This is a genomic window from Hymenobacter radiodurans (genome assembly GCF_004355185.1).
GTDB classification, from domain to species: Bacteria; Bacteroidota; Bacteroidia; order Cytophagales; family Hymenobacteraceae; genus Hymenobacter; species Hymenobacter radiodurans.
In genome coordinates, this window is record NZ_CP037922.1 from 4,044,742 (window position 1) to 4,069,418 (window position 24,677).

Below are 24,677 nucleotides of genomic sequence, written 5' to 3' on the forward strand. Positions count from 1 at the left end.
CTATAATTCTTTTCTCTTCTGTCAACTTACTTTTCTGCTTAGCACCTGTTCTAACTGTAACTAAGCGGCAGATTTGCTACTTCTTTACCTTTCTCTGCCAAGCACAGCTTCACCTTTGTTCCCAAACCCGTACGCCTTACCTTTGCTTTTCAGTGCTGATTTACCTCTAGCCCTAATCTAGCTACTATGTTTCTTGCTCTTCCGGCTGCGCAATACCAGCCTTCTGACTATCTGCCCATTTTGGTTCAGCTAGGGTTCGCTTTAGCTTTTGTCGCTTTTGCGATGATTGTATCTCATTTAGTAGGCCCCAATCGTAAGAGTGCCGTTAAGGACAGCTCTTTTGAGTGCGGCATCGAGTCGGTGGGTAATGCCCGCACGCCGATTTCGGTGAAATACTTCCTAACAGCCATTCTATTCGTGCTGTTCGATGTGGAAGTAATCTTCATGTATCCTTGGGCCGTCAACTTCCGCTCGTTAGGTACAGAAGGCTTTTTACAGATGATTGTATTCCTGGCGCTGCTCATGGCAGGCTTCGTGTACGTTATCAAAAAGGGCGTATTACGCTGGACAGAGCGCTAAAAGGCAAACTTTTGCCTCTTTACCAGTGTTCGTCAGATGGGTAATCCCGTTCTTGAAATTGACTCTTTCTTATGACTGATATACGAGTTCCAGAAATCAAAACCGTAGAGGCACCGGATGGAATCGAGGGTGCAGGCTTCTTTGCTACTTCCTTGGAAAAGGTAGTGGGCATCGCCCGCGCTAACTCGCTCTGGCCGTTGCCTTTTGCTACTTCCTGCTGCGGCATCGAGTTCATGGCCACCATGGGCTCCCACTACGATATTTCTCGCTTCGGTTCGGAGCGGCCATCATTCTCGCCCCGTCAGGCCGATTTGCTCATGGTAATGGGTACTATCGCCAAGAAAATGGCCCCCATTGTGAAGCAAGTGTACGAGCAGATGGCTGAGCCGCGCTGGGTATTGGCAATGGGTGCTTGCGCCTGCTCGGGGGCATTTTTGACTCCTATTCCGTGCTTCAGGGCATCGACCGTATCATCCCCGTTGATGTGTACGTGCCCGGCTGCCCACCCCGTCCGGAGCAAGTGCTCGATGGGTTGATGCGGGTACAGGATCTGGCCAAAAACGAGTCTATTCGCCGCCGCAACTCGCCTGAGTATCAGGCGCTGTTGGCCTCCTATAATATCAAGTAAGAAATAGGGAGCAGGAGCATTTGCAAGTTAAATGCTCTTGCTCCCTATTTCTAGTTCCTCTCAAAAATGGCTGAATCGAACGAAGAATCCACTGTTGCTCAGGCTGCTATAGCTGAAACCGACCCTAATAAGTTGACCAATGCCCGGGTACTCACTACCCTGCATCAGCTATTCGGTGAAGATGCTTTCACCGATGTGGAAGAGCCTTACGGCTTGCTTACGGCCACTACCACGCGCGAGCGGATTCACGAAATCATTCAGACCCTGCACGGCGAGCCCACCATGCAGTTCAATTTTTTGACCACCATGTGCGGGATTCACTACCCCGAGCAGGAAGGCCAGGAGTTGGGCATGATTTATCATCTCCACAGTTTAGTGCACAATGTGCGCCTACGGCTGAAAATCTTCTTTCCAATTACCGATCCGGCCGTACCCACGCTCACCGACGTCTACGCCACGGCGAACTGGATGGAGCGCGAGGCTTTCGACTTCTTCGGCATCATCTTCACGGGCCACCCCAACCTCATCCGCATTCTGAATGTGGAGGATATGGACTACCACCCCATGCGGCGCGAATATCCGCTGGAGGATGGCACCCGCGAAGACAAAACTGACCTGTTTTTCGGCCGCTAGGCCCCTGATTCCTATATCATGGCAGTAAACGACACGCTGGAAGGCACCCATAAAATTCATCAAGAAGCCCGCGAGCAGCAGCACAACCAGCTCGTGCCCACCCTCAACGACTTCAGCCAGGAGCTGACAACGTTGAACCTGGGTCCGACTCACCCTGCTACCCACGGCATTTTTCAGAACATCCTGCAAATGGACGGGGAGCGGATTATTTCCGGCGTTCCCACCATTGGCTACATTCACCGGGCTTTCGAAAAGATTGCCGAGCGGCGCCCATTCTACCAGATTACGCCCCTCACCGACCGGATGAACTACTGTTCTAGCCCCATCAATAACATGGGCTGGCACATGACGGTGGAAAAGCTACTGGGCATCACAGTTCCAAAGCGCGCGCAGTACATGCGCGTGATCATGATGGAACTAGCGCGCATTACCGACCACCTAATCTGTAATTCGATTCTGGGAGTAGATACGGGTGCCTTTACCGGCTTCCTATACGTGTTCCAGGAGCGGGAAAAGGTCTACGAGATTTACGAGGAAGTATGCGGTGCGCGCCTCACGACCAATATGGGTCGGGTAGGCGGCATGGAGCGCGACTTTTCGCCGGTGGCTATTGAGAAGCTGCGCAAGTGGCTGAAGGAGTTTCCGGCCGTAATGCGTGAGTTTGAGAGCATGTTTACCCGCAACCGCATCTTTATGGATCGGGTAGTAAACGTAGGCCCAATCACGGCGGAGAAAGCCTTGAATTACGGCTTTACTGGTCCCAACCTGCGGGCTGCCGGCGTGGATTACGATGTGCGGGTAATGAATCCTTACTCGTCTTACGAGGACTTCGATTTCGAAATTCCAGTAGGTACGAATGGCGATACGTACGACCGCTTCCTAGTTCGCAACGAGGAAATTTGGCAGAGCTTGCGCATTATCAACCAAGCGCTTGACAACTTACCCGAAGGCCCTTACCACGCCGACGCGCCGCACTATTATTTGCCCCCCAAGCAGGCCGTGTACAAAAACATGGAGGCTCTGATCTACCACTTCAAAATCATCATGGGTGAGATTGAAGCCCCGGTGGGTGAGGTGTATCACTCCGTGGAGGGCGGCAACGGCGAGTTGGGCTTCTATCTAGTTTCGGATGGTGGCCGCACGCCGTATCGCCTGCATTTCCGTCGCCCCTGCTTTATTTACTACCAAGCCTACTCCGAAATGGTAGTAGGAACCAGCCTCTCCGACGCCATCGTGATTCTGAGTTCGATGAACGTAATTGCCGGCGAGCTGGACGCGTAGTTTTTGCTGAATTTGCCCCCTATGGAAGTTACGACTGCTCCCGCTAAGCCTCAATTTTCGGCCGCTGCCCAAGCCGAGATTAAGCGCATTATCACGCGCTATCCTGAAGACCGTAAGAAGTCGGCTCTGCTGCCGGTGCTACACATTGCGCAAGCAGAGTTTGGTGGCTGGGTAAGCCCTGAAGTACAGGATTTGGTAGCCGAAACGCTGGGCCTCAAGCCAATTGAGGTGTATGAGGTTTCGTCGTTTTACACCATGTTCAACCTCAAGCCGGTTGGTAAGCACGTATTGGAAATCTGCCGCACAGGTCCTTGTATGTTGCGCGGTTCGGATGAGCTAACGGAAAACTTGGAGCGCATTACGGGAGCGAAGGTGGGCGAAACCTCACCCGACGGTATGTTTACCATTAAGATGGTCGAGTGCTTGGCAGCTTGCGGGTTTGCGCCGGTAGTGCAGGTGCGGGAGAAATACTACGAGAGTCTCGAAACACCGGAGGCCGTGGATGCCATGTTGAACGAACTCCGCAGCATGGTTCACCGGCCGATACTGCCGTGGGAAGAGCAGAAAACCAATGCTTAATCTTTAAGCACACTAATCGCTTAGAGAACAAATACAATTAACCCTTCACTCCTACCCCTTACGCTGGAGAAATCATGGGACGCAAGCTATTAACTGAACATATAAACGTCGAGGGAATCGACACGTTTGAGGTTTACCGCAAGCACGGTGGGTACCGCTCCGTGGAGAAGGCCCTCAAGACGATGACCCCCGACGAGGTGGTGGAGGAAGTCAAGAAGTCGGGCCTACGAGGGCGCGGCGGCGCGGGCTTCCCGACGGGAATGAAGTGGAGCTTTTTGGCGAAGCCCGAAGGTGTACCACGCTACCTCGTCTGCAACGCCGACGAATCGGAGCCCGGCACCTTCAAGGACCGTCAACTGATGTCGAAGCTGCCGCACTTGCTTATTGAGGGCATGATTACGGGCAGCTACGCTTTAGGCGCGCGCACTAGCTACATCTACATTCGTGGCGAGTTATTGTATGTGCTGCGCATTCTGGAAAAAGCTATTGCTGAGGCGTATGCAGCTGGTTTCTTAGGCGAAAACATCCTTGGCTCAGGTTACTCATTGGATTTGCATGTGCATCCCGGTGGTGGGGCATACATCTGCGGTGAGGAAACAGCTTTGCTGGAATCACTGGAAGGCAAACGCGGCAACCCACGTAACAAGCCGCCATTTCCTGCTGTGCAGGGCTTATACGCTCGGCCTACGGTAGTCAACAACGTTGAGTCTATTGCCGCTGTACCGGTTATTGTGAACGAAGGCGGCGACGAGTACGCCAAAATCGGCATTGGCAAAAGCACTGGTACTAAGCTTATTTCCGCTTGCGGTCATTTGAATAAGCCAGGTATCTACGAAATCGAGCTTGGTGTACCAGTTGAGGAATTCATTTACTCCGATGAGTACTGCGGCGGTATTTGGAAAGGGCGCGAGCTGAAAGCAGTAGTAGCTGGTGGCTCTTCTGTGCCGATTCTACCGACGGAGCTTATCCTGAAAACTGCTGCTGGCGAGCCTCGTCTGATGACGTATGAGTCCTTATCCGATGGTGGCTTCGTTACCGGCACTATGCTGGGCTCGGGGGCTTTATTGCCATGGACGAGACGACTTGTATCGTGCGCAACACCTGGAACTTCTCGCGCTTCTACCATCATGAGTCGTGCGGACAGTGCTCACCCTGCCGTGAAGGCACAGGCTGGCTCGAAAAAGTTTTGCACCGCTTAGAACATGGTCACGGTGCGATGCACGACATTGACTTGCTGGTAAGCGTAGCTAAGCAAATAGAAGGCAACACTATTTGCCCCCTAGGTGAGGCAGCGGCTTGGCCCGTAGCGGCGGCCGTACGTCACTTCCGCGACGAGTTTGAGTGGCATGTAAAGCATCCGCAGGAGGCCACACGCGTCGGCGCGGTTTACCCTGGCAAAGCCGTTTTGGCCTAGCAACGATTAAAAAAGAGATTTAAAATTCAAGACTTGACCTCTGCACACCTCAGTGTTTTTCCTCACAGGAGCCCGACGCTGTAGTAACCAAGGCCAATCTTCGCTGACTCTGAAATGGCTAAAATAACTTTTGACGGCATCGAGGTAGAAGTTCCAGACGGAACAACCATCCTCAACGCGGCTCGCACCATCGGCGGCGGTATCGTGCCGCCTGCCATGTGCTACTATACCCCGCTGAAAGGCTCGGGGGCAAATGCCGCGCATGCTTGGTACGCGTAGCTGCTGGTTCCACGAAGGATCCGCGACCAATGCCCAAGCTGGTGGCCTCGTGCATTACGCCTGTGCAAGACGGTATGGTGGTAGAAAACACGACCTCCGAGCAGGTGCTTAACGTGCGTAAAGGCATCGTAGAAATGCTACTCATCAATCACCCCTTGGATTGCCCTGTGTGCGACCAAGCTGGTGAGTGTGATCTGCAAAACTTTGCCTTTGAGCATGGGGTATCAACCACGCGCTATGAGGAAGAGCGCCGCACCTTCGAAAAGATTGATATCGGTCCGCTGATTCAGCTGCACATGACGCGCTGCATTCTGTGCTACCGCTGTGTATACACTGCCGACCAGCTCACTCCAGGCCGCGTGCATGGCGTACTAGGTCGTGGCGACGCTTCCGAGATCGGTACGTACATCGAGAACATCATCGACAATGACTTCTCCGGTAATGTTATCGACGTGTGCCCAGTAGGTGCGCTGACCGACAAAACCTGGCGTTTCAAGCAGCGCGTGTGGTTCACAAAGCCCGTGAACGCCCACCGCGACTGCCCCAAGTGCACTGGCAACGTAGTGCTGTGGTACAAAGGCAAAGACGTATTGCGCATTACGGCTCGTAAAAACGAGTATGGCGAAGTAAAGGAATGGATTTGCAACGAGTGCCGCTTCGAAAAGAAAGAAACTGCCGACTGGACCATTGAAGGCCCTGCGCACATTGATCGGACTTCGGTAATTTCAGCTAATCACTACGAGTTGCCCGTAGTAAACCCGCAGATTATTGCAGATTTGCCGGAGAGCTCAGTGCGCGATTTAGAACAAAATCCTCCCCTGAAACTGGGTAATTAAATAGGATATCGGTGATGCGTTAACGATCTGTCCATAACGCATTAACGGCATTCAGAACTAGTAATATTCTACATGGAACTTCCCGCACTGGGCTGGCAAGCCCTCGTTATTCTGGTGGTGTTTGGCGTTTCGCTGCTCATCGCCACGTATTCTACTTATGCGGAGCGCGTTATTGCGGCCTTCCTGCAAGACCGTGTCGGTCCGGACCGGGCGGGTCCTTTTGGCCTGCTTCAGCCACTGGCTGATGCCGTGAAACTGTTTACGAAAGAAGAGTTTTTCCCAGCTGGCTCTAACCGTGCGCTTTTCGTTTTCGGTCCGTGCCTAGCCATGGTTACGGCGCTGATGGCATCTGCTGTAATTCCTTTCGGCAACTACTTGCAGTTCGGCAGTACCATTATTTGGCTGCAGGGCATTGAGGTAAATATCGGAATGCTGTACGTGTTTGGCGTGGTCTCGCTGGGCGTATATGGTATTATGATTGGCGGCTGGGCTTCCAACAATAAGTTCTCGCTGCTAGGAGCTATTCGGGCCGCTTCGCAAAACATCAGCTACGAGCTGGCCATGGGCTTGTCCCTGATTGCTGTATTGATGATTAGCGAAACCTTATCACTCCGCGAAATCACGCTGCAGCAATCAGTACCGGGCGAGTGGCAATTCTGGAATATTGTAAAGCAGCCCCTGGGCTTTATCATCTTTATTGTCTGCTCTTTTGCTGAAACCAACCGTACTCCCTTCGATTTGCCTGAATGCGAAACGGAGTTGGTCGGCGGTTACCACACTGAGTACAGCTCCATGAAAATGGGCCTGTATTTATTCGCTGAATACATCAATGTGTTCGTGGCCTCGGCCGTGATGAGCGTGCTGTATTTTGGTGGCTTCAACTTCCCTTTTCAATATGAGTTGCGTGCTTTCTTGGCTGAGTCGCAGGGAGCAGTTACAGCTCATAATATCGTAACTGCGCTGGGCGTAGTAGCGATTTTTGTCAAAATCTTCTCCTTCATCTTCTTCTTCATGTGGGTTCGTTGGACCCTGCCCCGCTTCCGCTATGATCAGCTTATGCGCCTGGGCTGGACCATCCTGATTCCGCTGGCCATTTTCAACATTCTACTTACTGGGGGGCTAATTGTATTCAACATTATCCCGCAGGTACCGAAGTGGTGGCTGCTGCAGTAATTCAGCCCGTAAGTAAATTTTCAGGCTGCACATCTGCCTCACTCGGATTTAGAAACTAAATCATCATGCAACCTTTAAGCAATAGAGCCAAGATACTGGCGAAGAAGCCGATGACGCTCGCTGAACGAGCGTATTTGCCGGCTATTTTCCAGGGTCTGAGCATTACGATGCGGCACTTCTTCTCCAAGAAAGCTACCATTCGGTATCCAGAGGAGACCCGGCCCTTCTCTCCTATTTTCCGTGGTCTGCACGTGCTCAAGCGTGATGAGCAGGGTCGGGAGCGGTGCACCGCTTGCGGCCTATGTGCTGTGGCCTGCCCCGCTGAAGCTATTACGATGGTAGCTGGTGAGCGTAAAAAAGGTGAAGAAGGTCTCTACCGCGAAGAGAAATACGCTGTTAGCTACGAGGTAAACATGCTGCGCTGCATCTTCTGCGGCTTATGCGAAGAAGCCTGCCCAAAAGCTGCGGTATACTTGCAAGCCGATAAAATGGCCCCTCCACGCTTCGAGCGCGACGAGTTTATCTATGGCAAAGACCGCTTAGTAGAACCAGTGTCGCCGGATGCGCGCTCACAGCGAGGCATTCAACTCACCCCTGAGCAGGCTGAGGCATTACGTAACAAAATGGCCCAACAGCCCGCCTAAACTGTAACACGTAGTTGCAGCCCGGCTGCCTTGTTTCTGACGGTATTTCCTTCGCTTATGTCTCCTCTCTTTCTCTTTCTGTCATTTGTAGCACTGTTTAGTGCATTGGGCGTGGTGCTTGCCAAAAACCCAGTGCATAGCGTGCTCTTTTTGATTCTGACGTTTTTCACAATATCAGGGCATTATCTGCTGTTGAACGCTCAGTTCTTAGCAGCGGTAAACATCATTGTGTACGCCGGGGCTATTATGGTGCTGTTCCTATTCGTAATCATGTTCCTGAACCTGAATGCTGACGCTGAGCCTCGTAAATCAGCTTTGTCTAAAATAGCGGCGGCTATAGCTGGCGGGTCATTACTGCTCATTCTGGTTGCAGCCCTACGTGATATCCAGCCCGGAGGAGCAAGCGCTACTGCCTTCGATTCGCAAATAGGGATGGTAGACCGGCTGGGCATGGTGCTGTATAAGCAATACATGCTGCCATTTGAGTTGGTGTCGGTATTGTTCATAGTGGCTATGGTCGGTGCTATGATGCTGGGGAAGCGGGAAACAGGAGAGCGAAACTTCTAATCTTATCCTCAAGTCAAAAGCAAAAGCCCCCCTGATTAATCAGGGGGGCTTTTTGCTTTTGCTTTTAGCGTTCATCAGGTACTCAATCCTAGCATTTCACAATAGCTCTGTTGCTGGCTACCTATTCACTTTTAATCTCAGGTTTCATAATATTCAACTTTTGAAATTAAAAGCACATTAATTATCCATAATAGTAAAACTATTATGAATGAAGGTGGTATATCTTCGCGTCAGATCGAACGGTTTTCTGCCTACTAGAAACACCTTCCTCACCTTGCCATTCGATACTTTCCTCCTCTAGAGATGACGACTCTACGTCCAGAGCTTAATCATAAGCTCTTCTTGCGCGACCCTCAGGAAACTGATCTAGGCCGCAAAATCATTGCTGCCAGCGTACAGCTTATCGATCAGATTGGCTTTGAACAATTTACGTTCAAAAAGCTAGCACAACAGATGGGCTCTACGGAGGCTTCTCTTTATCGCTACTTCGAAAACAAGCACCGTCTGCTTGTCTACCTTATTTCATGGCATTGGGCATCGCTGCGCTTTCAAATCAGGTTTCATACTCACAACGTAGCTGACCCACGCGAGCGGCTGCGGCTAATCCTAAACATCATCACAAATGCTCACCTAGACATTGCCACAACCGCCGACTTTGATGAAGCGGCCTTGTATCGCGTTGTAGTAGCGGAGGCATCCAAAACATACCTCACGCACGAGGTTGACGAGGTAAATCATAGCGGGTTTTATCGGGAGTACAAATCCTTGTGTGCTGATGTAGCCCTCGTAGTGCAGGAAATTGCCCCCCACTACCCCTACCCACATGCTTTAGTAAGCACGCTGCTGGAAACGGCTCGCAAGCAGCTCTTTTTTTCCCAGCACCTGCCTTCGCTAGCCGATGCTCCATCACCCGCGACGGCTGGTAAAGACATCTTTGGGTTTCTAGAGCACTTGGCTTTTTCTGTCTTAAACAAATAATTGACTATCAGCAGGCTTTAGCAATGGCTTCAACCTCATCAGGACCGACACCAGGTCAGCGCTTATGGCAGCTTCTGCTTACTGAGCGCCGTGATATCGCCTACCTCTACGTATACGCTGCGCTGGCTGGGTTTATCAGCTTATCGTTGCCCTTAGGGGTGCAAAGCGTGATTGGGTTTGTCTCGAGCGGAGCGGTAAGCACCTCACTGATAGTGCTTATCATTTTTATTGTGGTGGGTACACTGCTGGTTGGCTGCCTCCAGATTATGCAGATCTATCTAGTGGAGTTTCTGCAGCAACGCTTGTTTGCGCGGGTTTCTTTCGACTTTGCCGTGCGCCTGCCGCGGGTGCGTACAGAGGCACTAGGCAACGAGTATCTGCCAGAGCTAATGAATCGAATGCTCGACACGCCCACTCTTCAGAAAGGAATGGTTATCCTGCTTATTGACTTCACGTCGGCAGGGCTCCAGATCCTGTTTGGATTGATCCTGTTGTCCTTTTATCACCCGATTTTTATAGCATTTGGTCTGTTGCTGGTCCTGATGCTGGGTATACTGCTACGCCTAACGTGGTATCAGGGAATACAAACCAGCCTCACCGAATCGGAATATAAGTACCGCGTTGTATCCTGGCTGGAAGATGTCGCCCGCACCGTGCACACATTCCGCCTAGCACCCCGTCACACCTTAGTGCTTGATCGTACGGACGATCATGTTAATGGCTACCTCTCGGCCCGCCGCTCACACTTCCGGGTGCTGATGGCGCAATACCTAGGGTTTGTGGGATTCAAAACGTTGATTACGGCTGGCTTGTTAACCATCGGCTGCTGGCTGCTCATCAATAAGCAAATCAATATTGGCCAGTTTGTAGCCTCCGAGATTATCATCATTTTGACAATTGGGGCAGTAGAGAAAGTATTGATTAAGCTAGACGTGGTGTATGATGCGCTGACTTCAATCAATAAGATTGGGCATGTGCTGGATTTGCCCACGATAGAGAAGCAGCCTGGAGCCAATTTGCCCCTCACTGATACTGGCGTGCAAGGCTTAGCTGTCGAGTTGCGGTTGGTGTCCTATAGCTATCCTTACGCCTCACGCTCAGTACTCAACGATGTATCCCTGCAGCTAAACCCAAAGGAGCATCTGGGTTTAGCTGGCTACGATGGATCAGGCAAGACCACGCTTCTACGCGTTCTGGGGGGCTTACTCGATGGCTACCAAGGAGTGGTTACTTTCGACGGCACAGCACTACGTGACCTCTCCCCCGAAGCATTATCGCGCACGGTAGGCGAGAATTTTTCCCATCAGCATTTGTTCACTGGCTCGGTGCTGGAAAACCTGACCCTGAATCAGCCCGAGATACTACCCTCCGATGTGACCTGGGCGCTTGACTTGGTGGGACTTCGTGATAAGATAAACGCCTGGCCTCAGGGCTTAGCTACCGTTCTTACTGCTGGTTCTCCCCTCCCCGACAACGCAAAGCAGAAGCTATTGCTGGCCAGAGCATTGGTTCGTCGTCCGCGCCTACTATTGCTCGATCATTTTTTGCCTGCTGTTGAGTCTGCTGAGCGCTTTCGCATTCTCAAGCGCCTTCTCGCTCCCGAACTTCCTTGGACCCTGATTGTGGCTTCCAGCGAACCGCGCGTGCTGGCGCTCTGCCCACGTGTCGCGGTGCTTCGCGAGGGAAACCTAGTAGCAGTTGGAGATTACGCGACAGTTGCGCAGCAACCTGAACTGCAAGAGCTGCTGACAATCTAAATGCTGCGAATCATTCACCTCTAAATTCAGAGCACTCCTACTGAACAGGTTACTATAATGTGTCGCGTAGAATAGTCTTCCTGTGAGGCCTTCTTCAAACAATATATAATTCCTTCCACAGCATGCCGTTCACTGAGTATAGACTTCCTGAAACCCATCCTGAAGCCAATCGATTTAGTTCGTTTGGCAAGGTGCAGACACCGCGTACCGGACGGGTGCTGGCCCGTTGGTGCGGAGCGCTAGGTCTGCTGGTGCTACTATGCGGCTTTCTACCCTGGACGCAGAATATCCGTTCCAACGGTACGCTGACAACCCTCCGCCCGCAAGATCGTCCACAAACCGTTCCCAGCACGATTGGGGGGCGAATTGTGCGTTGGCGCGTTCGGGAGGGCCAGCTAGTTCAGCGTGGTGATACGCTGGTTGAAATCGCCGAAATCAAGGACAAGTATTTTGATCCCGAGTTGCTGATCCGGACCCGTGAGCAGCTGCTGGCCAAGGAAGGCTCTTTGCGGGAGAATGGGGCAAAGGCGGCGGCGTTGGGCCAGCAACAAGTAGCGCTGCGCCAAGCATTAAGTGTCAGCCTAGATAAAGCCCGCAATAAGGTGCTGCAATCCCGCCTTAAAGTACGCAGCGACAGCGCCGAGTTGGTGGCCGCCAACACTGACTTTGCTATTGCGCGGCAGCAGCTGGAGCGCCAGGAAAATCTGTACAAGCAGGGCCTAAAATCTCTGACTGAGTTGGAGCAGCGGCGGCTTAAGTTTCAGGAATCGACAGCTAAACAACAGGCAGTGGCTAATAAGCTGGGCGTAAGTCAGCAGGAGTTAGTAAATGCCCGTTTGGAGTTGCTCTCGCTCAGTGCTGAGTATCAAGATAAGCTAGCAAAGTCGGAAAGTGACCGGCGTAGTGCTACGGCCTACCAGTTTGATACCGAAGGCCAAATTGCCAAGATGCGCAATGAATACGCAAACCTAACCTTACGCAATGCCTTTTACCGGATCACTGCTCCGCAGGATGGATATGTGGTGCGCGCGCTGAAACAAGGTTTAGGTGAGATCATCAAGGAGGGCGAGCCCATCGTGACCGTGATGCCTTCAACGCCCCAGCTGGCCGCTGAGCTTTACGTGAAACCAATGGATATTCCGCTGCTTTCGGTGGGCCGCAAAGTTCGGCTGCAATTTGATGGCTGGCCCGCGCTGGTGTTTTCGGGCTGGCCCGGCACGAGCTTCGGCACCTTCGGGGCGTAGTGTCCGTCATCGACAACATTGACAGTCAGGGGCAATACCGCGTGCTCGTTACTCCTGATCCAAACACGGAGGCTTGGCCCGACCCGTTGCGGGTAGGCAGTGGCGTGTATGGCTGGGCATTGCTCAACGATGTACCGATTTGGTATGAACTGTGGCGTCAGCTGAATGGCTTCCCGCCCAATTTTGTGGGCAAGCCAAAGGCGGTTGATAAGCTGGTAAAAACCGACAACACAGAAAAGTATGCTACGACTGAAGAGTAAGCGCTGTTTATACAGCTACTACTAAGTATTCTAATCCTATCGCCCAAATCACCTTTGCCTTTTATGGTTCGTTCCGTCTTTTTGCTGGTTGTGCTCCTGGGAACGGGGTTGATGTCCACCGGTTGGGCGACGGCACAGCCACTGCCGCGCGATACCACGCAGCTGGTCTTTACGCTCACCGATCTGTTTACGCACGTTACGTTACGGCACCCAGTGGCTCGGCAGGCTGGCTTGCTGCCCAAGCGCGCCCAGCAGGAAATTCGCTACGCCCGCGGCCTGCTCGATCCATCTGTAAGCAGCAAATACTACGGGAAGACGTTGGGTAGCAAAGACTATTTTAATACCTGGGACAATACCCTGAAGGTACCGGTGTGGTTTGGCTTCGACTTGAAAGCTGGCTTTGAGCGCAATGTGGGCACTTATGTAAGCCAGCAAGTACGGACACCCGAAAGCGGCCTAAGCTATCTGGGCATATCGGTGCCCTTGGCGCAAGGCTTGCTCATTGATGAACGCCGGGCGGCCATCCGTCAAGCACAGGCATTGGCCGGCCTAGCCGAAGCCGAACGCCGTGGCGCCCTCAACAAGCTTTTACTATCGGCGGCCAAAGACTATTGGGAATGGAGCTTGAGTCACCAACGCTTAGAACTATTACGCTATAATGCCGAGTTGGCGGAGGTCCGATTCAGGGCGGTGCGCGAGCGGGTCCGGCAGGGGGATCTGGCAGCCATCGACTCGGTAGAAGCACTCACTGAACTTCAGAATCGGCAGGCGCAACTGGTGCAGGCGCGGGTACAGTGGCAAAATGTGACGCTCCTGCTCAGTAACTACTTGTGGGACGAGCAGAATCAGCCACGAGAATTGCCCCCCACTTCGCGCCCCGAAGCCTTACCCGCCCCCGCTGCGTGGCGCTCATTGCCCCCCGATTCAGTGGAGGCGCTGGTGAACCTGGCTAGTCAAATACACCCTGAATTGGCAAAGTCGCGGGCCAAGCTCAACCAATTAGGCATTGAACGCCGACTCTTATCGAACAAGCTATTACCCAAGCTATCAGTAGATTACAACCTATTGCGCACTGGGCAGCCATTCCAGCCTGAAGGCGATATGCAATGGACCAATGCATATCTCACCAACAACTACAAGCTGGGCCTGAGCTTCCAATACCCGCTGTTGCTGCGCCAAGAACGAAGCAAGCTGCAACTCAACCAACTAAAGCGGCGCGAAGCCGAACTAACTCTGCAACAGGACACGCGGGAGGTACAAACTACCGTGCGCACCGTCGCCAACGATTGGGAGGCTCTGCGCGAGCAGCTTCGCGTGCAGGAGCAGGTAGTAGAAAACTCCCAGAAGCTGCGCAACGGCGAGCAAATCCGATTTGAAAACGGTGAGAGCTCCGTGTTTCTGCTCAATTCCCGCGAAGCCTCACTCGTCAGCGCACGAGTAAAGTTGGCAGAGCTGCAAGCCAAATACGCGCAAGTGCAGGCTACACTGCGTTGGGCAGCCGGAGGAAGCCTGGAATAAATGATACATGAGATTACAGCCTAAAAAAAGCCCCCTGAGATTCTAGGGGGCTTTTTTTAGGCTGTGGTAGCCGTCGGTGCTTGTTCTGGCTCTTGGCGCCGCATCCACGGCGGGCCGCAGCTGGTGCGCATTTTCTGGCGAAATTTCTCCTGCTCCTCTGGGGTTAGGTGGGCCATACGTGACTCCATTTTCTTGCGCCAGATTTCGCGGCGCCGGCTCCAGTCGCCGGGACGGCCGCCGCGGCCCCAGCCACCAAACAGAATACGGGTAAGGATAAGCAAGCCGAGGGTTTGCCAGAAGCTGATAGCAGGCCCGTTAAAGAGCACGGGCACCAGCCAGTTCCACAAGCTCATGGTTACGAAGCCAGCGGCGGCCACAAACAGTGTTGCGAAGAAGAAAAACTTGAGGCCGCGTAGCAGCCAGAATGAACGATTCATGGGTGTGGTTTTATGAAGTATGTCTTGTCACCGAGGCGAGGCTTGCGAGAATGCGCCTCATCTGGGGGCTTTTTAATCAGTGAATAGCTCGGTGTACAGTTTCTGCAGGCGCTTACGCAGGTGCTGAACGGCGTAGTGCTTGCGGGAAATCAGGGTTTTGAGCGGCACGCCAGTTTCGGCTTCCATTTCGCGGAAGGTTTTCTCCTCTAGTTCGTGCCACACGAACACCTGACGCTGGTTGGGGGGCAATTCTTCCAGCGCTTCTGCCAGCGCCTCCATTAGCGTTTCGCGTAGCAAGCGGTTTTCCGGGGAGTCGTCGTGAGCGGGCAGCACATCGGCGAGCAACAGGGAATCGTCTTCGTCGTCAAAGCCGCTGACTAGCTCATTTTCCAACGAAACAGCTTTTTTGCGACGGTAGAGGTCCGTGATTTTGTTGCGGGCCACCCGAAAGAGCCAAGCGGCGGCTTGCTCTACAGGTTTGAGCAGGCGGTAGCTTTCAACGAGTTCGGCAAAGACGTCCTGTAGCACGTCTTCCGCCTCCGCCTCGTTGGGAATACGGCGCCGGATGAACTGCAGCAGCCGGCCGCGTTGTGCGCGCACGGCTTCTTGTATCTGCTGGTCCTGGTGGCCTGCGGTCATTGCCAGCGTCGCGTCGAGCGTGAGAGGTAGCGTTTCCATTCTGCCGAGACAGACGGATGAAATAGCAAAATACTTTACAGCAACCAAAGTATCTGGTGAAGCCGCAGAAAGAGGGCTGAACGGCGGGCTTTGCAGCACTCCTCTCCACTTAGGTAATAGCATACACCATCCGGGCAAGCGCTTCTACCCTGTACTTTGACCCTAGGGGGCTTTTTGCTCCTTGTGTTAAAACGTCTCTGGCTGGTTTGGCTAGTTATTCTTACTCGCTTACCTCAGCAGCTAAAGCATGGCTGAGCTTCGTGTTAGCTGCCTATAGAGTGTGCGTTTTCCGATTTTCAGGATACCTTTGCCAGCTAATTAGCCCCGGCCGAGCTTCGGGGGCTTTTTGCTTTGTCGGCTAGCCCAACTGCATGGAACAGACCATCCCAGAAGTCATTCGCACCGTCCCGCTTCAGTATTACGTCTTCTTTGCCACGGCTTTGTTTGCCATTGGCGTAGCTGGAGTGCTCGCGCGGCGCAACGCCATCATTATTTTCATGTGTATTGAGCTGATGCTCAATGCCACGAATGTTTTGCTAACCGCCTTCTCCGCGTATCGTGCCGACCCAAATGGGCAGGTTTTCGTGTTTTTCATCATGGCGGTGGCCGCTGCCGAGGTGTCGGTGGGCTTAGGCATCATCGTGATGATCTATCGAAATTTCCAGAACACCGACGTCAATCTGCTTAGCCGTTTAAAGTGGTAATGATAATCCACCTGTCGTCTTGATGCTTGAAAGACTTAGCCCCGTTGCCATGAATCATTCACTCAACGGGCACCAAGTTTTCATCAGGCTCCGGATGACTCGTGTTTGCTTATAAGCATACCTCCTATGCAAGAACTCGTTTTACCCAATTACGGCGCTCCTCACTCCACGCTGCTGTACATTCTTATTCCGTTGTTGCCCTTCCTGGGCTTCCTGATCAATGGCTTACTGAATAAGCGCTTGTCAGCCACTGTAGCTGGCCTGATTGGTAGCGCTACGGTGCTGGGCTCCTTCCTGATCTCGATCTATCTGTTTACCACGTTTGAGCGTCAGTACACAGTACAGCTCTTCGATTGGATTACGGTAGGTTCCCTGCGCATTCCCTTCCAATATCAGATCGATCAGCTCAGCCTGATTATGCTGCTACTCGTGACGGGCGTGGGTTTCCTGATTCATGTGTACAGCATCGGCTACATGTCCCACGATGAGAACGTGGGCAAGTTCTTCAGCTTCCTCAACCTGTTCATATTCAGCATGCTCGTGCTGGTGCTGGGGGCCAATTTTGTAATTCTGTTTATTGGCTGGGAAGGTGTGGGGCTTTGCTCCTACCTGCTCATTGGCTTTTGGAATAAAAACCACGATTACAACAACGCTGCCAAGAAAGCCTTCATTATCAACCGCATCGGTGACCTAGGCTTCCTGCTCGGTATCTTCCTCATCTACCTCACCTTCGACTCAATTCAGTACGCTGAGGTATTCCAGAAAGCCGCGCTCAGCCAGTTTGGCCCTTACACCGTCAGTATCCTGACGGCTATTACTTTGCTTCTTTTCGTAGGCGCGATGGGTAAATCGGCGCAGTTGCCGCTCTACACCTGGCTCCCCGACGCTATGGCCGGTCCTACTCCCGTGTCAGCGTTGATTCACGCCGCTACCATGGTAACGGCCGGTATCTATATGGTGCTGCGAGCCAATGTGCTGTTTACGCTGGCTCCGGCCACGCTGGAAGTAGTAGGTATCATTGGTCTGGCAACGGCTCTATTCGCAGCTACCATTGGTCTGGCGCAGAACGACATCAAGAAAGTTCTGGCTTACTCCACGGTTTCCCAACTCGGCTATATGTTCCTGGCTTTGGGCGTGATGGGCTATACTTCTTCTCTATTCCACGTCCTGACCCACGCTTTCTTCAAGGCCTTAATGTTCCTCGGCGCTGGCTCCGTGATTCACGCCATGAGTAACGAGCAGGACATTCGCCGCATGGGTGGCCTGCGTAAGGCTTTGCCTATCACCTTCCTCACGTTCTTTATTGGCTGCTTAGCTATTTCGGGCATTCCGCCGTTCTCGGGTTTTTTCTCGAAAGATGAGATTCTGGCGCACACTTACGAGCATAATAAGCTCATGTGGGCCGTCGGCTTGTTCACCGCCTTCCTGACGGCTTTCTACATGTTCCGCCTGCTCTTCCTCACGTTCTTCGGCGAGTTCCGGGGCACCGAGGAGCAGAAGCATCACCTCCACGAGTCGCCAGCATCTATGACGCTGCCGCTGATTATTCTGGCTATTCTGGCGGCTGTGGGGGCTTTATGGGCGCCCCAATGTTCTTGGGGGGCAAACATTATTTGGCCGACTTCCTGGCACCCATCTTCACGTACTCCCGCCAAATCAATCCTTCAGCCTTCACCGGTGAAATTGACCACAGTACCGAACTCATGCTTATTGGCGCCTCCGTAGCGGCTGGCGTGCTCGGTATCATCTTCGCCTATGTGCAGTACGTTTCGCGCGGCGTGCGCCCCGTGGCTGACGAAGCGCAACGCTCGGCACCCGAGAGCTTGGTGTACCACAAGTACTACATCGATGAGTTGTACAACGCCCTCTTCGTGCGCCCCATCATGGGCTTGTCGCGCGGCCTGTACCGCTTCGTGGAGCAAGGCATCATCGACCCAATCGTGAATGGCTTAGGCCGCCTGACTCTGGGTGGGGGGCAATTATTACGCTATGTACAGACTGGTACAATTGGCGTGTACTTAATCCTTATGGTAGTAGGTATCGTGCTTATCCTAGCGCTGAATTTTGGCAAGTTTTAGATCTCGACACGTACCACACGGTAAATAATGCTTACAGCTCTTCTCCTTTTCTTCCCTCTAGCCGCCGCGCTGCTGTTGCACTTTGTCAAAGGCAATGCTGGACGTGTATTCGCCTTTGGTGCGGCACTGCTGGAGTTTATTGTCGCGGTGTACGCAGCCGTTACTTTCGATGCTAGCAATGTTGGGCAGTTGGAAGTAAATCTGCCTTGGATTGCTTCGGCGGGCATCAGCTTCCACGTTGGCATGGACGGGCTGAGCTTGCTGCTCGTGCTGCTTACCACATTTCTGGCCCCACTGATTCTGCTGGCTTCCTTCCGCCACGACTATAAGAACGCGTCGGCTTTCTACGCGCTGGTGCTGTTCATGGAAACCGGCCTGATTGGGGTATTCACTTCCATGGATGCGTTCCTGTTCTACTTCTTCTGGGAAGTGGCCCTTATTCCGATCTACTTCCTGGCCGGCATTTGGGGCGGGGAGCGGCGTGTGGCTGTTACCTTCAAGTTTTTCCTCTACACGATTATTGGCTCGCTGTTTATGCTGGCCGGCTTCGTGTACCTCTACTACCAGACCGGCCCCGCTGCCAATGGCTTGGCCGCTCACACCTCCGACCTACAGGCTTTCTACGACTTGAGCCTAACGGCTGCGGAGCAATCGTGGCTGTTCTGGCTGATCTTTATTGCCTTCGCGGTGAAGATGCCCATCTTCCCCTTCCATACCTGGCAGCCCGATACGTACACCGAATCTCCCGCCCCGGCTACTATGCTGCTCTCGGGCATTATGCTGAAAATGGGCATTTACGGCTGCCTGCGCTGGCTCCTGCCCATCACGCCACTAGGCGTTAGCCAATGGGGTTGGCTGGTTATGATTCTGGCTGTTATCGGTATTATCTACGGCGCTATCATCGCCATCCGTCAGCGCGACATGAAGCGGTTGATTGCTTACTCCTCTCTCTCCCACGTGGGCCTGATGGCAGCGGGTGTATTTTCACTCACGCAGATGGGTTTGCAGGGCGCTGTTGTGCAGATGCTGGCTCACGGCGTGAACGTCGTGGGTATGTTCTTCATTGCCGACATCATTCAGCGCCGCACCAACACCCGCTTGATTCCCGAGCTTGGTGGCCTGACCCAAACAACGCCGCTGCTCTCCGTGAGCTTCCTAGTTGTGCTACTAGCCACGGTAGCTTTACCCCTCACAAGCGGTTTCGTAGGAGAGTTTCTGCTGCTGGCGGGCGTATTCCAGTACAACAACTGGCTGGGCGCGGTAGCGGGCATCACCATCATTCTGGGGGCTGTTTATTTGCTGCGCATGTTCCAGCGCGTCATGCTCGGCCCGGCTACTTCCTTTACTGCCGCCTTCCGCGACCTGAATGGAGCCGAGCTAGCCGTGCTGGTGCCCTTAATTTTTATGATTTTCTGGATTGGCTTGTTTCCAAATACCTTCCTGCAAATGTCAGAACCCAGCGTGATTCGGATTCTGAGCTTAATGCAGCGGTAAGTTCTAAGCGTCGTTCGCCTTTCTGGAACGACCTCATTCAACGACTCACCAAAGCACAGCAACGCTGGAGATTGGTGTTACATCCTGCCAATGGCCTCTATTATATTACTTTCCGTTCTTGGCATCGCCAACCTCTTCTTAGGCTTTCTGCGCTCCAACCGCATGCTGCTGCCCGCAGCTATGGTTATTCTGCTGATCGTTTTCGGAGCTAATTTGTATGATTGGAACGCGCCGGCGCAGTCGTATTTCAACAACATGCTCACCATCGACCGGTTCTCGGTCGCTTTCACGGGCATTGTAGTCTTGACGACTTTATTGCTGCTGCCGTTCTCGCAGAAATACGTGCGCGACAACGAGGCCAACCTCGCTGAGTATTATTCCCTGCTGCTGTTCTCCCTCGTGGGGGCCATTATGATGGTCAGCTACGACAACATGCTCATGTTGTTCGTTGGCATCGAAATCCTGAGCATTTCCATGTACGTAGTGGCCGGCTCCGATAAGCGCAACGTGCGCTCCAACGAAGCCTCGCTGAAATACTTCCTGATGGGCTCGTTTGCCACTGGCATTCTGCTCTTTGGTATTGCATTAGTGTACGGTGCCACCGGCGCTTTCCAGCTGAGCGAAATTGGCGCGGCCGTTACGAATCCCGCCAACGATTCGCTACGCCCCATGCTCTACATCGGCATTCTGCTGATGCTTATTGGTATTGGCTTTAAAGTGTCGGCTGCCCCTTTCCACTACTGGACGCCCGACGTGTACGAAGGCACGCCAACTTTCTTCGCAGCCTTTATGAGCACCGTGGTGAAAACGGCTGGTTTTGCGGCATTTCTAAAACTATTGGTGCAGGCTTTCCCCGCCGCTCAGGGCTTCTGGATTCCTACCATTGTGGCTATGTGTGCGCTCACACTGCTTATTGGCAACGTGGGTGCCGTGGCTCAGCAGAGTCTCAAGCGTATGCTGGCTTACTCCAGTATTTCCCACGCGGGTTACCTGCTTCTTGGCTTGGTAGCGTTTAATGGTGAACTCAGTGGGCTTTCAGCTAATGGCATTTTCTTCTATTCTTTAGCCTACTCCATCGCCACTGTGGCGGCCTTCGGGGTGCTCAAACTCGTGCACGACCAGCGCCAGCGCGAAGACTATGATGGGCTGAACGGCTTGGCCCGTACCAATCCGCTCCTCGCTTTTGTGATGACCATCGCGATGCTTTCTCTGGCCGGTATTCCGCTCACGGGGGGCTTTTTTGGCAAGTTTTTCCTCTTCGGCGCAGCGGTCGATAAAGGCTATATTGGCTTAGTCGTCTTCGCTGTCATCATGTCGATGGTTGGCATTTACTACTACCTGCGGCCTATTATCGCGATGTACATGAAGCCCGCCGATGACGAGACCGAGGCGCCAATAACCGTCGGCAGTTTCCAATCGGCAGTGTTGATTATTTTGGCTGTGCTTACGGTTGTATTAGGTGTGCTGCCGGGCCTGGTAAGCGGAGTTTTGTAGAAGCATGTTTACAACCCACTAAAAAGGAGCGGCCGATCAGCCGCTCCTTTTTTATTTCTCTCCGCCTTCTCACCTGACGCCCAACAACTGCCGAAAATCATTCTCGATATTTTGCATGACGACTGGAATGGATTTGCGGACTATTTCAGACGCCATCTGCGCCTTCCCAAAGTCAGGACGAAAACCGATGCTTCCCATTATAAATCCCGACGCATTGTACTGCTGTATGCTGTCGAAATAGCTGTTGCGCAGCGCGTCTAGCTGAGCACACGATTCCAGGGAAAAGAAGATCTTATTTTCGGTGTAGTACTTTATAAACGCGTCGTATGCCTGGCTGGCCGTGTTAATGCGTTCATCCTCTTCCTGGTCGGCATCGACGTGAATAAATTTTAGCGTGGCCGTCATCTCTTTCAGAGCCAGGTTCAGGCTCACTATTTTTTGGTAAAGACTTTCCAGCACCAGCATCCGCTTTTCGTGGAGCCGGGAGTCTTTGGTATTGGCCAGTTGTAGCTCCGCCCGGAACTGCTCCAGACTTCGGTCGAGTTGGGCTTTGAACTCAACCGACTTGGTTTCCAATTCCTTCTCATAGGCCCGAAACCGCATTTTCAGAAATTGCTCGCCCAGCGCCTTTGCCACCCACGAAGCCGCGCCAATCAGCAGCGCATACACGCTAACATTTGCCAGAATTTCGCTCCAGTTAATATCTATTCCTATCATTATACCTATCGAAATATCGCGCCTTCCTCCTTGATTTGCTTTCTCGGCAAGTGCTATCCCCGCCATTGACCTTGATAACTTCTGGGGGGCTTTTTAGTGCCCGATTACCATAAAAAAAGCCTCCTTATTGAATAAGGAGGCTCTTCGAAACAACTATAAAACCTAGGCCCTACTTGCGGGTAACGCGCAGGCTGATACGACGGTTAAGGGCGCGGCCGTCCTCGGTATCATTGCTGGCAATCGGGATTTTTTGCCCGTAGCCTTTGCTGGTAATTCGGGTTGCGTCAATACCCATATCCACGAGCGCGGCCATAGCTGCATTCGCACGGCCTTCGCTCATTTTCATATTGCCGGCGAAGCTGCCACTGTTATCGGTGTAGCCGCCAATGCGCACTTTAGCGCGGGGAAAGTTCTTCAGGATGGCTGCCACATTCTGCAACTGTTGCTGCGACTCCGGCGTGAGGGTAGCGCTAGACGGCGCGAAATACACCCGATCGAAGCTAATCCAACCCTTCGTCCGATTCACCGAGTCAACTTGGGCAGCATCATTTGCTAAAAACTGATACAGCTTGTGCTCCGTCGAATTAGAGCCTACCATTAGCCGCGTGCCATCACTCATCTTAATCAGAGTGGGAAGGCCCGTGTCGTAGATATAGTTACCGGTAGCTTCGTCGTAGCGACCCTGAGAAGTGCTGGTGCTAGCAGTCGTAGGCGCTGGCACCGCAGCAACCTCTTCGGTATTGCCCGTAAGACGATTAAAACTCAAATTTATGCGGTCCTGCCCCAAGAAATATCCGAGCGCGGCAGCCACTGCCACTAACAAAGCGCCCAAGCCCAGCCAACTGGATGACCAGGTAGCCTTGTTTGCCGGCGCGGCTTCCGGCTGATAATAGTCGCTCACAGCTGCTACACGGCGGTTTTGCAGCCCAACCACTTCAGGGCTATAACTCGCTCCATTATCGCGCACGTCAAAATTCATAGGACTCGGCCGGGGAATAGTCTGCGCCTGGCTTGTTCCCTGGGTCTGAGGTTGCGTTGGCGGCTGCGGAGCATGAGGGCGAGCCAAATCCGGCTGAATAGCTTCTACCATTCGGCGCTGCTCCTGTAACCACAAGCTCAAACCCTGGGAGTCCAGCTCGTTCTCAGCTGCATGGCGGCCTAATATGCCTAGCGTTATGGGTGTAGATAATCCCAGCAGATTATTCACGGTAGTATTTTGGCTACCAGCACTATCCGACACTGCTTCCACCGTACTACTGTAGCGGTCGCTAAGCAAAGATCTCATCAGCTCTGCGCCCCGGCTCTGCCAGCCGCCCCCTCCTATCAACCGGCCACTGGATGGCCGTAATACACCTTGCTCATGTGCCTCCCGGGCCATGCTCCACAGCACCTCGGCGCCACCGGCCTGTTCAGCTAAGCCCGCCAGGCTATTGATTACCAAAGCAGTTACCCTCGACACAGCTCTTTCAATACTGGCGTCGCTATCTCCTATCGCAGCTACCCCAGTTTGCCGCAGAGCCTCCGTAGTGAAGCAATTCTTAACGGCTTCTAGTAAGTTGTAAGTCATAGCTATTCAGGAATATGTAGAGAGAAGAAGATATAATAGTACAAATTTTTATGGAATATATTCCATACATAAAACTACAAAACATTGAACATCAATGCCATATAATTTTTCTATCAACTTATCAATTTATCAATAGAAACCTGATTATTCGACGTCAGTTCTTATGCTTTCTAGTTGAGCACAAGCTGAATTCCGTGATAATTACCCGCTATATCAGTATCCATTACGGGTAAGAAGTATACAACTGTTACGCCATTAAGCGAGGCCTGTCGGGTGGAGCTATCAACCATTACGACCGACGCATCACGGTGCTTACATCATCGGCGTACACTACTGCGTCATCATGGAAAGGCTCGTCGCCGCGAAATTTCTGGAGTACGCGCGCCGTTGTAATAATGTCTTTCTGGCAATATTTCACGATGCGCGGCAAGTCCTTTTCATTGTAATACACGCGCGCTACATCACCGCCGTTGATATCGTCTTTGGGTGTGGGAATGCCGAACATAGCGGCTAGCAGCGGCAACGACGTGTAGGACTTTCGGTCGCCGAATTTCCACAGTTCCATCGTGTCGAAGTGCGCTACTTCCCACGGTTTTTTGCCAGCAATATCCAACTGCGGCGGTAGCGGCAGGCCATTGATGAGCAGGCGCCGCCCTAGGTAAGGAAAGTCGAACTCTTTGCCGTTGTGGGCGCAAAGCAAATACTGGGGCTTGCGAGCCAGCAACGCCGAGAACTCGCGCAGCATCAGTTTCTCATCCTCATCGGCGAAAGACTTGACGCGAAAGCGCCAGGTTTCTTCCTGCTTGTCAAAGTTGAAACAACCCACTGAAATGCATACCACCCGGCCAAACTCGGCGTAAATACCCGCCTGGGCAAATAAGCTGGCGGCCTCCAGGTGTGAGGGCATAGGCTCCATATCCTCAGGACCGGTGCGCCAGCCTTTGTCGCGGCGCAGGGCGTGGCACTTGTGTTCCCAGAGCAGACGCAGCATATCATCCAGATCGTCGTGGCAGCCCACGCACGGCACCGTTTCAATGTCCAAGACAAAGATTTGGTCAAGTGGAGTTTTGCGCAGAATCTGCATGGGATAGGTGTGGCTAGCGGGCTATAGTGCCAAGATAGCGTTTTTGGGCTCTGG

The 24,677-nt window shown here is 52.8% G+C and carries 20 protein-coding genes and 4 pseudogenes; 19 read left to right on the forward strand and 5 right to left on the reverse strand.

Annotated elements, in window-relative coordinates:
• Positions 1-186 precede the first annotated feature (186 nt).
• From EPD59_RS18365 to EPD59_RS18430, 15 genes and pseudogenes are all read left to right on the forward strand, one after another.
• Entirely contained in the window at positions 187-579 is a 393-nt protein-coding gene (locus tag EPD59_RS18365) for an NADH-quinone oxidoreductase subunit A (protein WP_133274062.1), read from the forward strand.
• A 71-nt stretch (positions 580-650) separates the two neighbouring features.
• Positions 651-1,207, forward strand: a pseudogene (locus EPD59_RS18370) (NADH-quinone oxidoreductase subunit B).
• Between the two features lie 66 nt (positions 1,208-1,273).
• Entirely contained in the window at positions 1,274-1,840 is a 567-nt protein-coding gene (locus EPD59_RS18375) for an NADH-quinone oxidoreductase subunit C (protein ID WP_133274063.1), read from the forward strand.
• A gap of 18 nt (positions 1,841-1,858) precedes the next feature.
• Positions 1,859-3,121, forward strand: coding sequence for an NADH-quinone oxidoreductase subunit D (locus EPD59_RS18380; protein ID WP_133274064.1), 1,263 nt, complete (start codon positions 1,859-1,861; stop codon positions 3,119-3,121).
• A gap of 21 nt (positions 3,122-3,142) precedes the next feature.
• Positions 3,143-3,700: an NADH-quinone oxidoreductase subunit NuoE family protein gene (locus tag EPD59_RS18385; protein WP_133274065.1), complete on the forward strand. Its 558-nt coding sequence runs from the start codon at positions 3,143-3,145 to the stop codon at positions 3,698-3,700.
• A gap of 74 nt (positions 3,701-3,774) precedes the next feature.
• Positions 3,775-5,114 (forward strand): annotated as a pseudogene (nuoF, locus tag EPD59_RS18390) (NADH-quinone oxidoreductase subunit NuoF).
• 114 nt (positions 5,115-5,228) lie between these two features.
• Positions 5,229-6,229: pseudogene (locus EPD59_RS18395) on the forward strand (2Fe-2S iron-sulfur cluster-binding protein).
• Between the two features lie 72 nt (positions 6,230-6,301).
• Positions 6,302-7,402 (forward strand): NADH-quinone oxidoreductase subunit NuoH, encoded by a 1,101-nt coding sequence (gene nuoH / locus EPD59_RS18400; RefSeq protein WP_133274066.1) that lies wholly within the window; start codon positions 6,302-6,304, stop codon positions 7,400-7,402.
• A gap of 65 nt (positions 7,403-7,467) precedes the next feature.
• The gene (locus EPD59_RS18405) at positions 7,468-8,046 is read left to right on the forward strand and encodes a NuoI/complex I 23 kDa subunit family protein (protein WP_133274067.1); all 579 of its coding nucleotides are present in this window, start codon (positions 7,468-7,470) and stop codon (positions 8,044-8,046) included.
• A gap of 57 nt (positions 8,047-8,103) precedes the next feature.
• On the forward strand, positions 8,104-8,613 hold the full coding sequence (locus EPD59_RS18410; protein WP_133274068.1) for an NADH-quinone oxidoreductase subunit J family protein: 510 nt from the start codon (positions 8,104-8,106) through the stop codon (positions 8,611-8,613).
• 303 nt (positions 8,614-8,916) lie between these two features.
• Positions 8,917-9,591, forward strand: a complete 675-nt coding sequence (locus EPD59_RS18415; RefSeq protein WP_133274069.1) for a TetR/AcrR family transcriptional regulator — start codon at positions 8,917-8,919, stop codon at positions 9,589-9,591.
• Positions 9,592-9,614: 23 nt separating this feature from the next.
• Positions 9,615-11,348 (forward strand): peptidase domain-containing ABC transporter, encoded by a 1,734-nt coding sequence (locus EPD59_RS18420; protein ID WP_133274070.1) that lies wholly within the window; start codon positions 9,615-9,617, stop codon positions 11,346-11,348.
• Positions 11,349-11,470: 122 nt separating this feature from the next.
• On the forward strand, positions 11,471-12,592 hold the full coding sequence (locus EPD59_RS18425) for an HlyD family secretion protein (RefSeq protein ID WP_240731489.1): 1,122 nt from the start codon (positions 11,471-11,473) through the stop codon (positions 12,590-12,592).
• Positions 12,592-12,852 carry a hypothetical protein gene (locus EPD59_RS22870; protein ID WP_240731490.1) on the forward strand — a complete coding sequence of 87 codons (261 nt, stop codon included), beginning with the start codon at positions 12,592-12,594 and terminating at the stop codon, positions 12,850-12,852. The genes EPD59_RS18425 and EPD59_RS22870 overlap by 1 nt, the downstream gene beginning before the upstream one ends.
• A gap of 63 nt (positions 12,853-12,915) precedes the next feature.
• Entirely contained in the window at positions 12,916-14,370 is a 1,455-nt protein-coding gene (locus EPD59_RS18430; protein WP_133274071.1) for a TolC family protein, read from the forward strand.
• Positions 14,371-14,426: 56 nt separating this feature from the next.
• On the opposite strand, the gene EPD59_RS18435 is transcribed toward EPD59_RS18430, so the two are convergent.
• Together EPD59_RS18435 and EPD59_RS18440 are read right to left on the reverse strand one after the other, a co-directional pair.
• A complete protein-coding gene (locus EPD59_RS18435; RefSeq protein WP_133274072.1) occupies positions 14,427-14,807 on the reverse strand; it encodes a hypothetical protein in 381 nt (126 codons plus the stop codon).
• A gap of 72 nt (positions 14,808-14,879) precedes the next feature.
• Positions 14,880-15,485 (reverse strand): RNA polymerase sigma factor, encoded by a 606-nt coding sequence (locus tag EPD59_RS18440; RefSeq protein WP_240731491.1) that lies wholly within the window; start codon positions 15,483-15,485, stop codon positions 14,880-14,882.
• Positions 15,486-15,856: 371 nt separating this feature from the next.
• On the opposite strand from EPD59_RS18440, the gene nuoK reads away from it, so the two are divergent.
• The 4 genes and pseudogenes from nuoK to EPD59_RS18460 all read left to right on the forward strand — a co-directional run bounded on the left by nuoK (position 15,857) and on the right by EPD59_RS18460 (position 21,255).
• Positions 15,857-16,189 (forward strand): NADH-quinone oxidoreductase subunit NuoK, encoded by a 333-nt coding sequence (nuoK, locus tag EPD59_RS18445; protein WP_133274073.1) that lies wholly within the window; start codon positions 15,857-15,859, stop codon positions 16,187-16,189.
• Between the two features lie 126 nt (positions 16,190-16,315).
• A pseudogene (gene nuoL, locus EPD59_RS18450) lies at positions 16,316-18,267 on the forward strand (NADH-quinone oxidoreductase subunit L).
• A gap of 27 nt (positions 18,268-18,294) precedes the next feature.
• On the forward strand, positions 18,295-19,761 hold the full coding sequence (locus EPD59_RS18455) for a complex I subunit 4 family protein (RefSeq protein ID WP_133274074.1): 1,467 nt from the start codon (positions 18,295-18,297) through the stop codon (positions 19,759-19,761).
• Between the two features lie 90 nt (positions 19,762-19,851).
• Positions 19,852-21,255 carry an NADH-quinone oxidoreductase subunit N gene (locus EPD59_RS18460; RefSeq protein ID WP_133274075.1) on the forward strand — a complete coding sequence of 468 codons (1,404 nt, stop codon included), beginning with the start codon at positions 19,852-19,854 and terminating at the stop codon, positions 21,253-21,255.
• A 69-nt stretch (positions 21,256-21,324) separates the two neighbouring features.
• On the opposite strand, the gene EPD59_RS18465 is transcribed toward EPD59_RS18460, so the two are convergent.
• The 3 genes from EPD59_RS18465 to EPD59_RS18475 all read right to left on the reverse strand — a co-directional run bounded on the left by EPD59_RS18465 (position 21,325) and on the right by EPD59_RS18475 (position 24,623).
• Positions 21,325-21,972: a hypothetical protein gene (locus EPD59_RS18465; RefSeq protein ID WP_133274076.1), complete on the reverse strand. Its 648-nt coding sequence runs from the start codon at positions 21,970-21,972 to the stop codon at positions 21,325-21,327.
• Positions 21,973-22,141: 169 nt separating this feature from the next.
• Positions 22,142-23,539 (reverse strand): OmpA family protein, encoded by a 1,398-nt coding sequence (locus EPD59_RS18470; RefSeq protein ID WP_133274077.1) that lies wholly within the window; start codon positions 23,537-23,539, stop codon positions 22,142-22,144.
• A 289-nt stretch (positions 23,540-23,828) separates the two neighbouring features.
• Positions 23,829-24,623, reverse strand: coding sequence for a 3'-5' exonuclease (locus EPD59_RS18475; protein WP_205703443.1), 795 nt, complete (start codon positions 24,621-24,623; stop codon positions 23,829-23,831).
• Positions 24,624-24,677 lie beyond the last annotated feature (54 nt).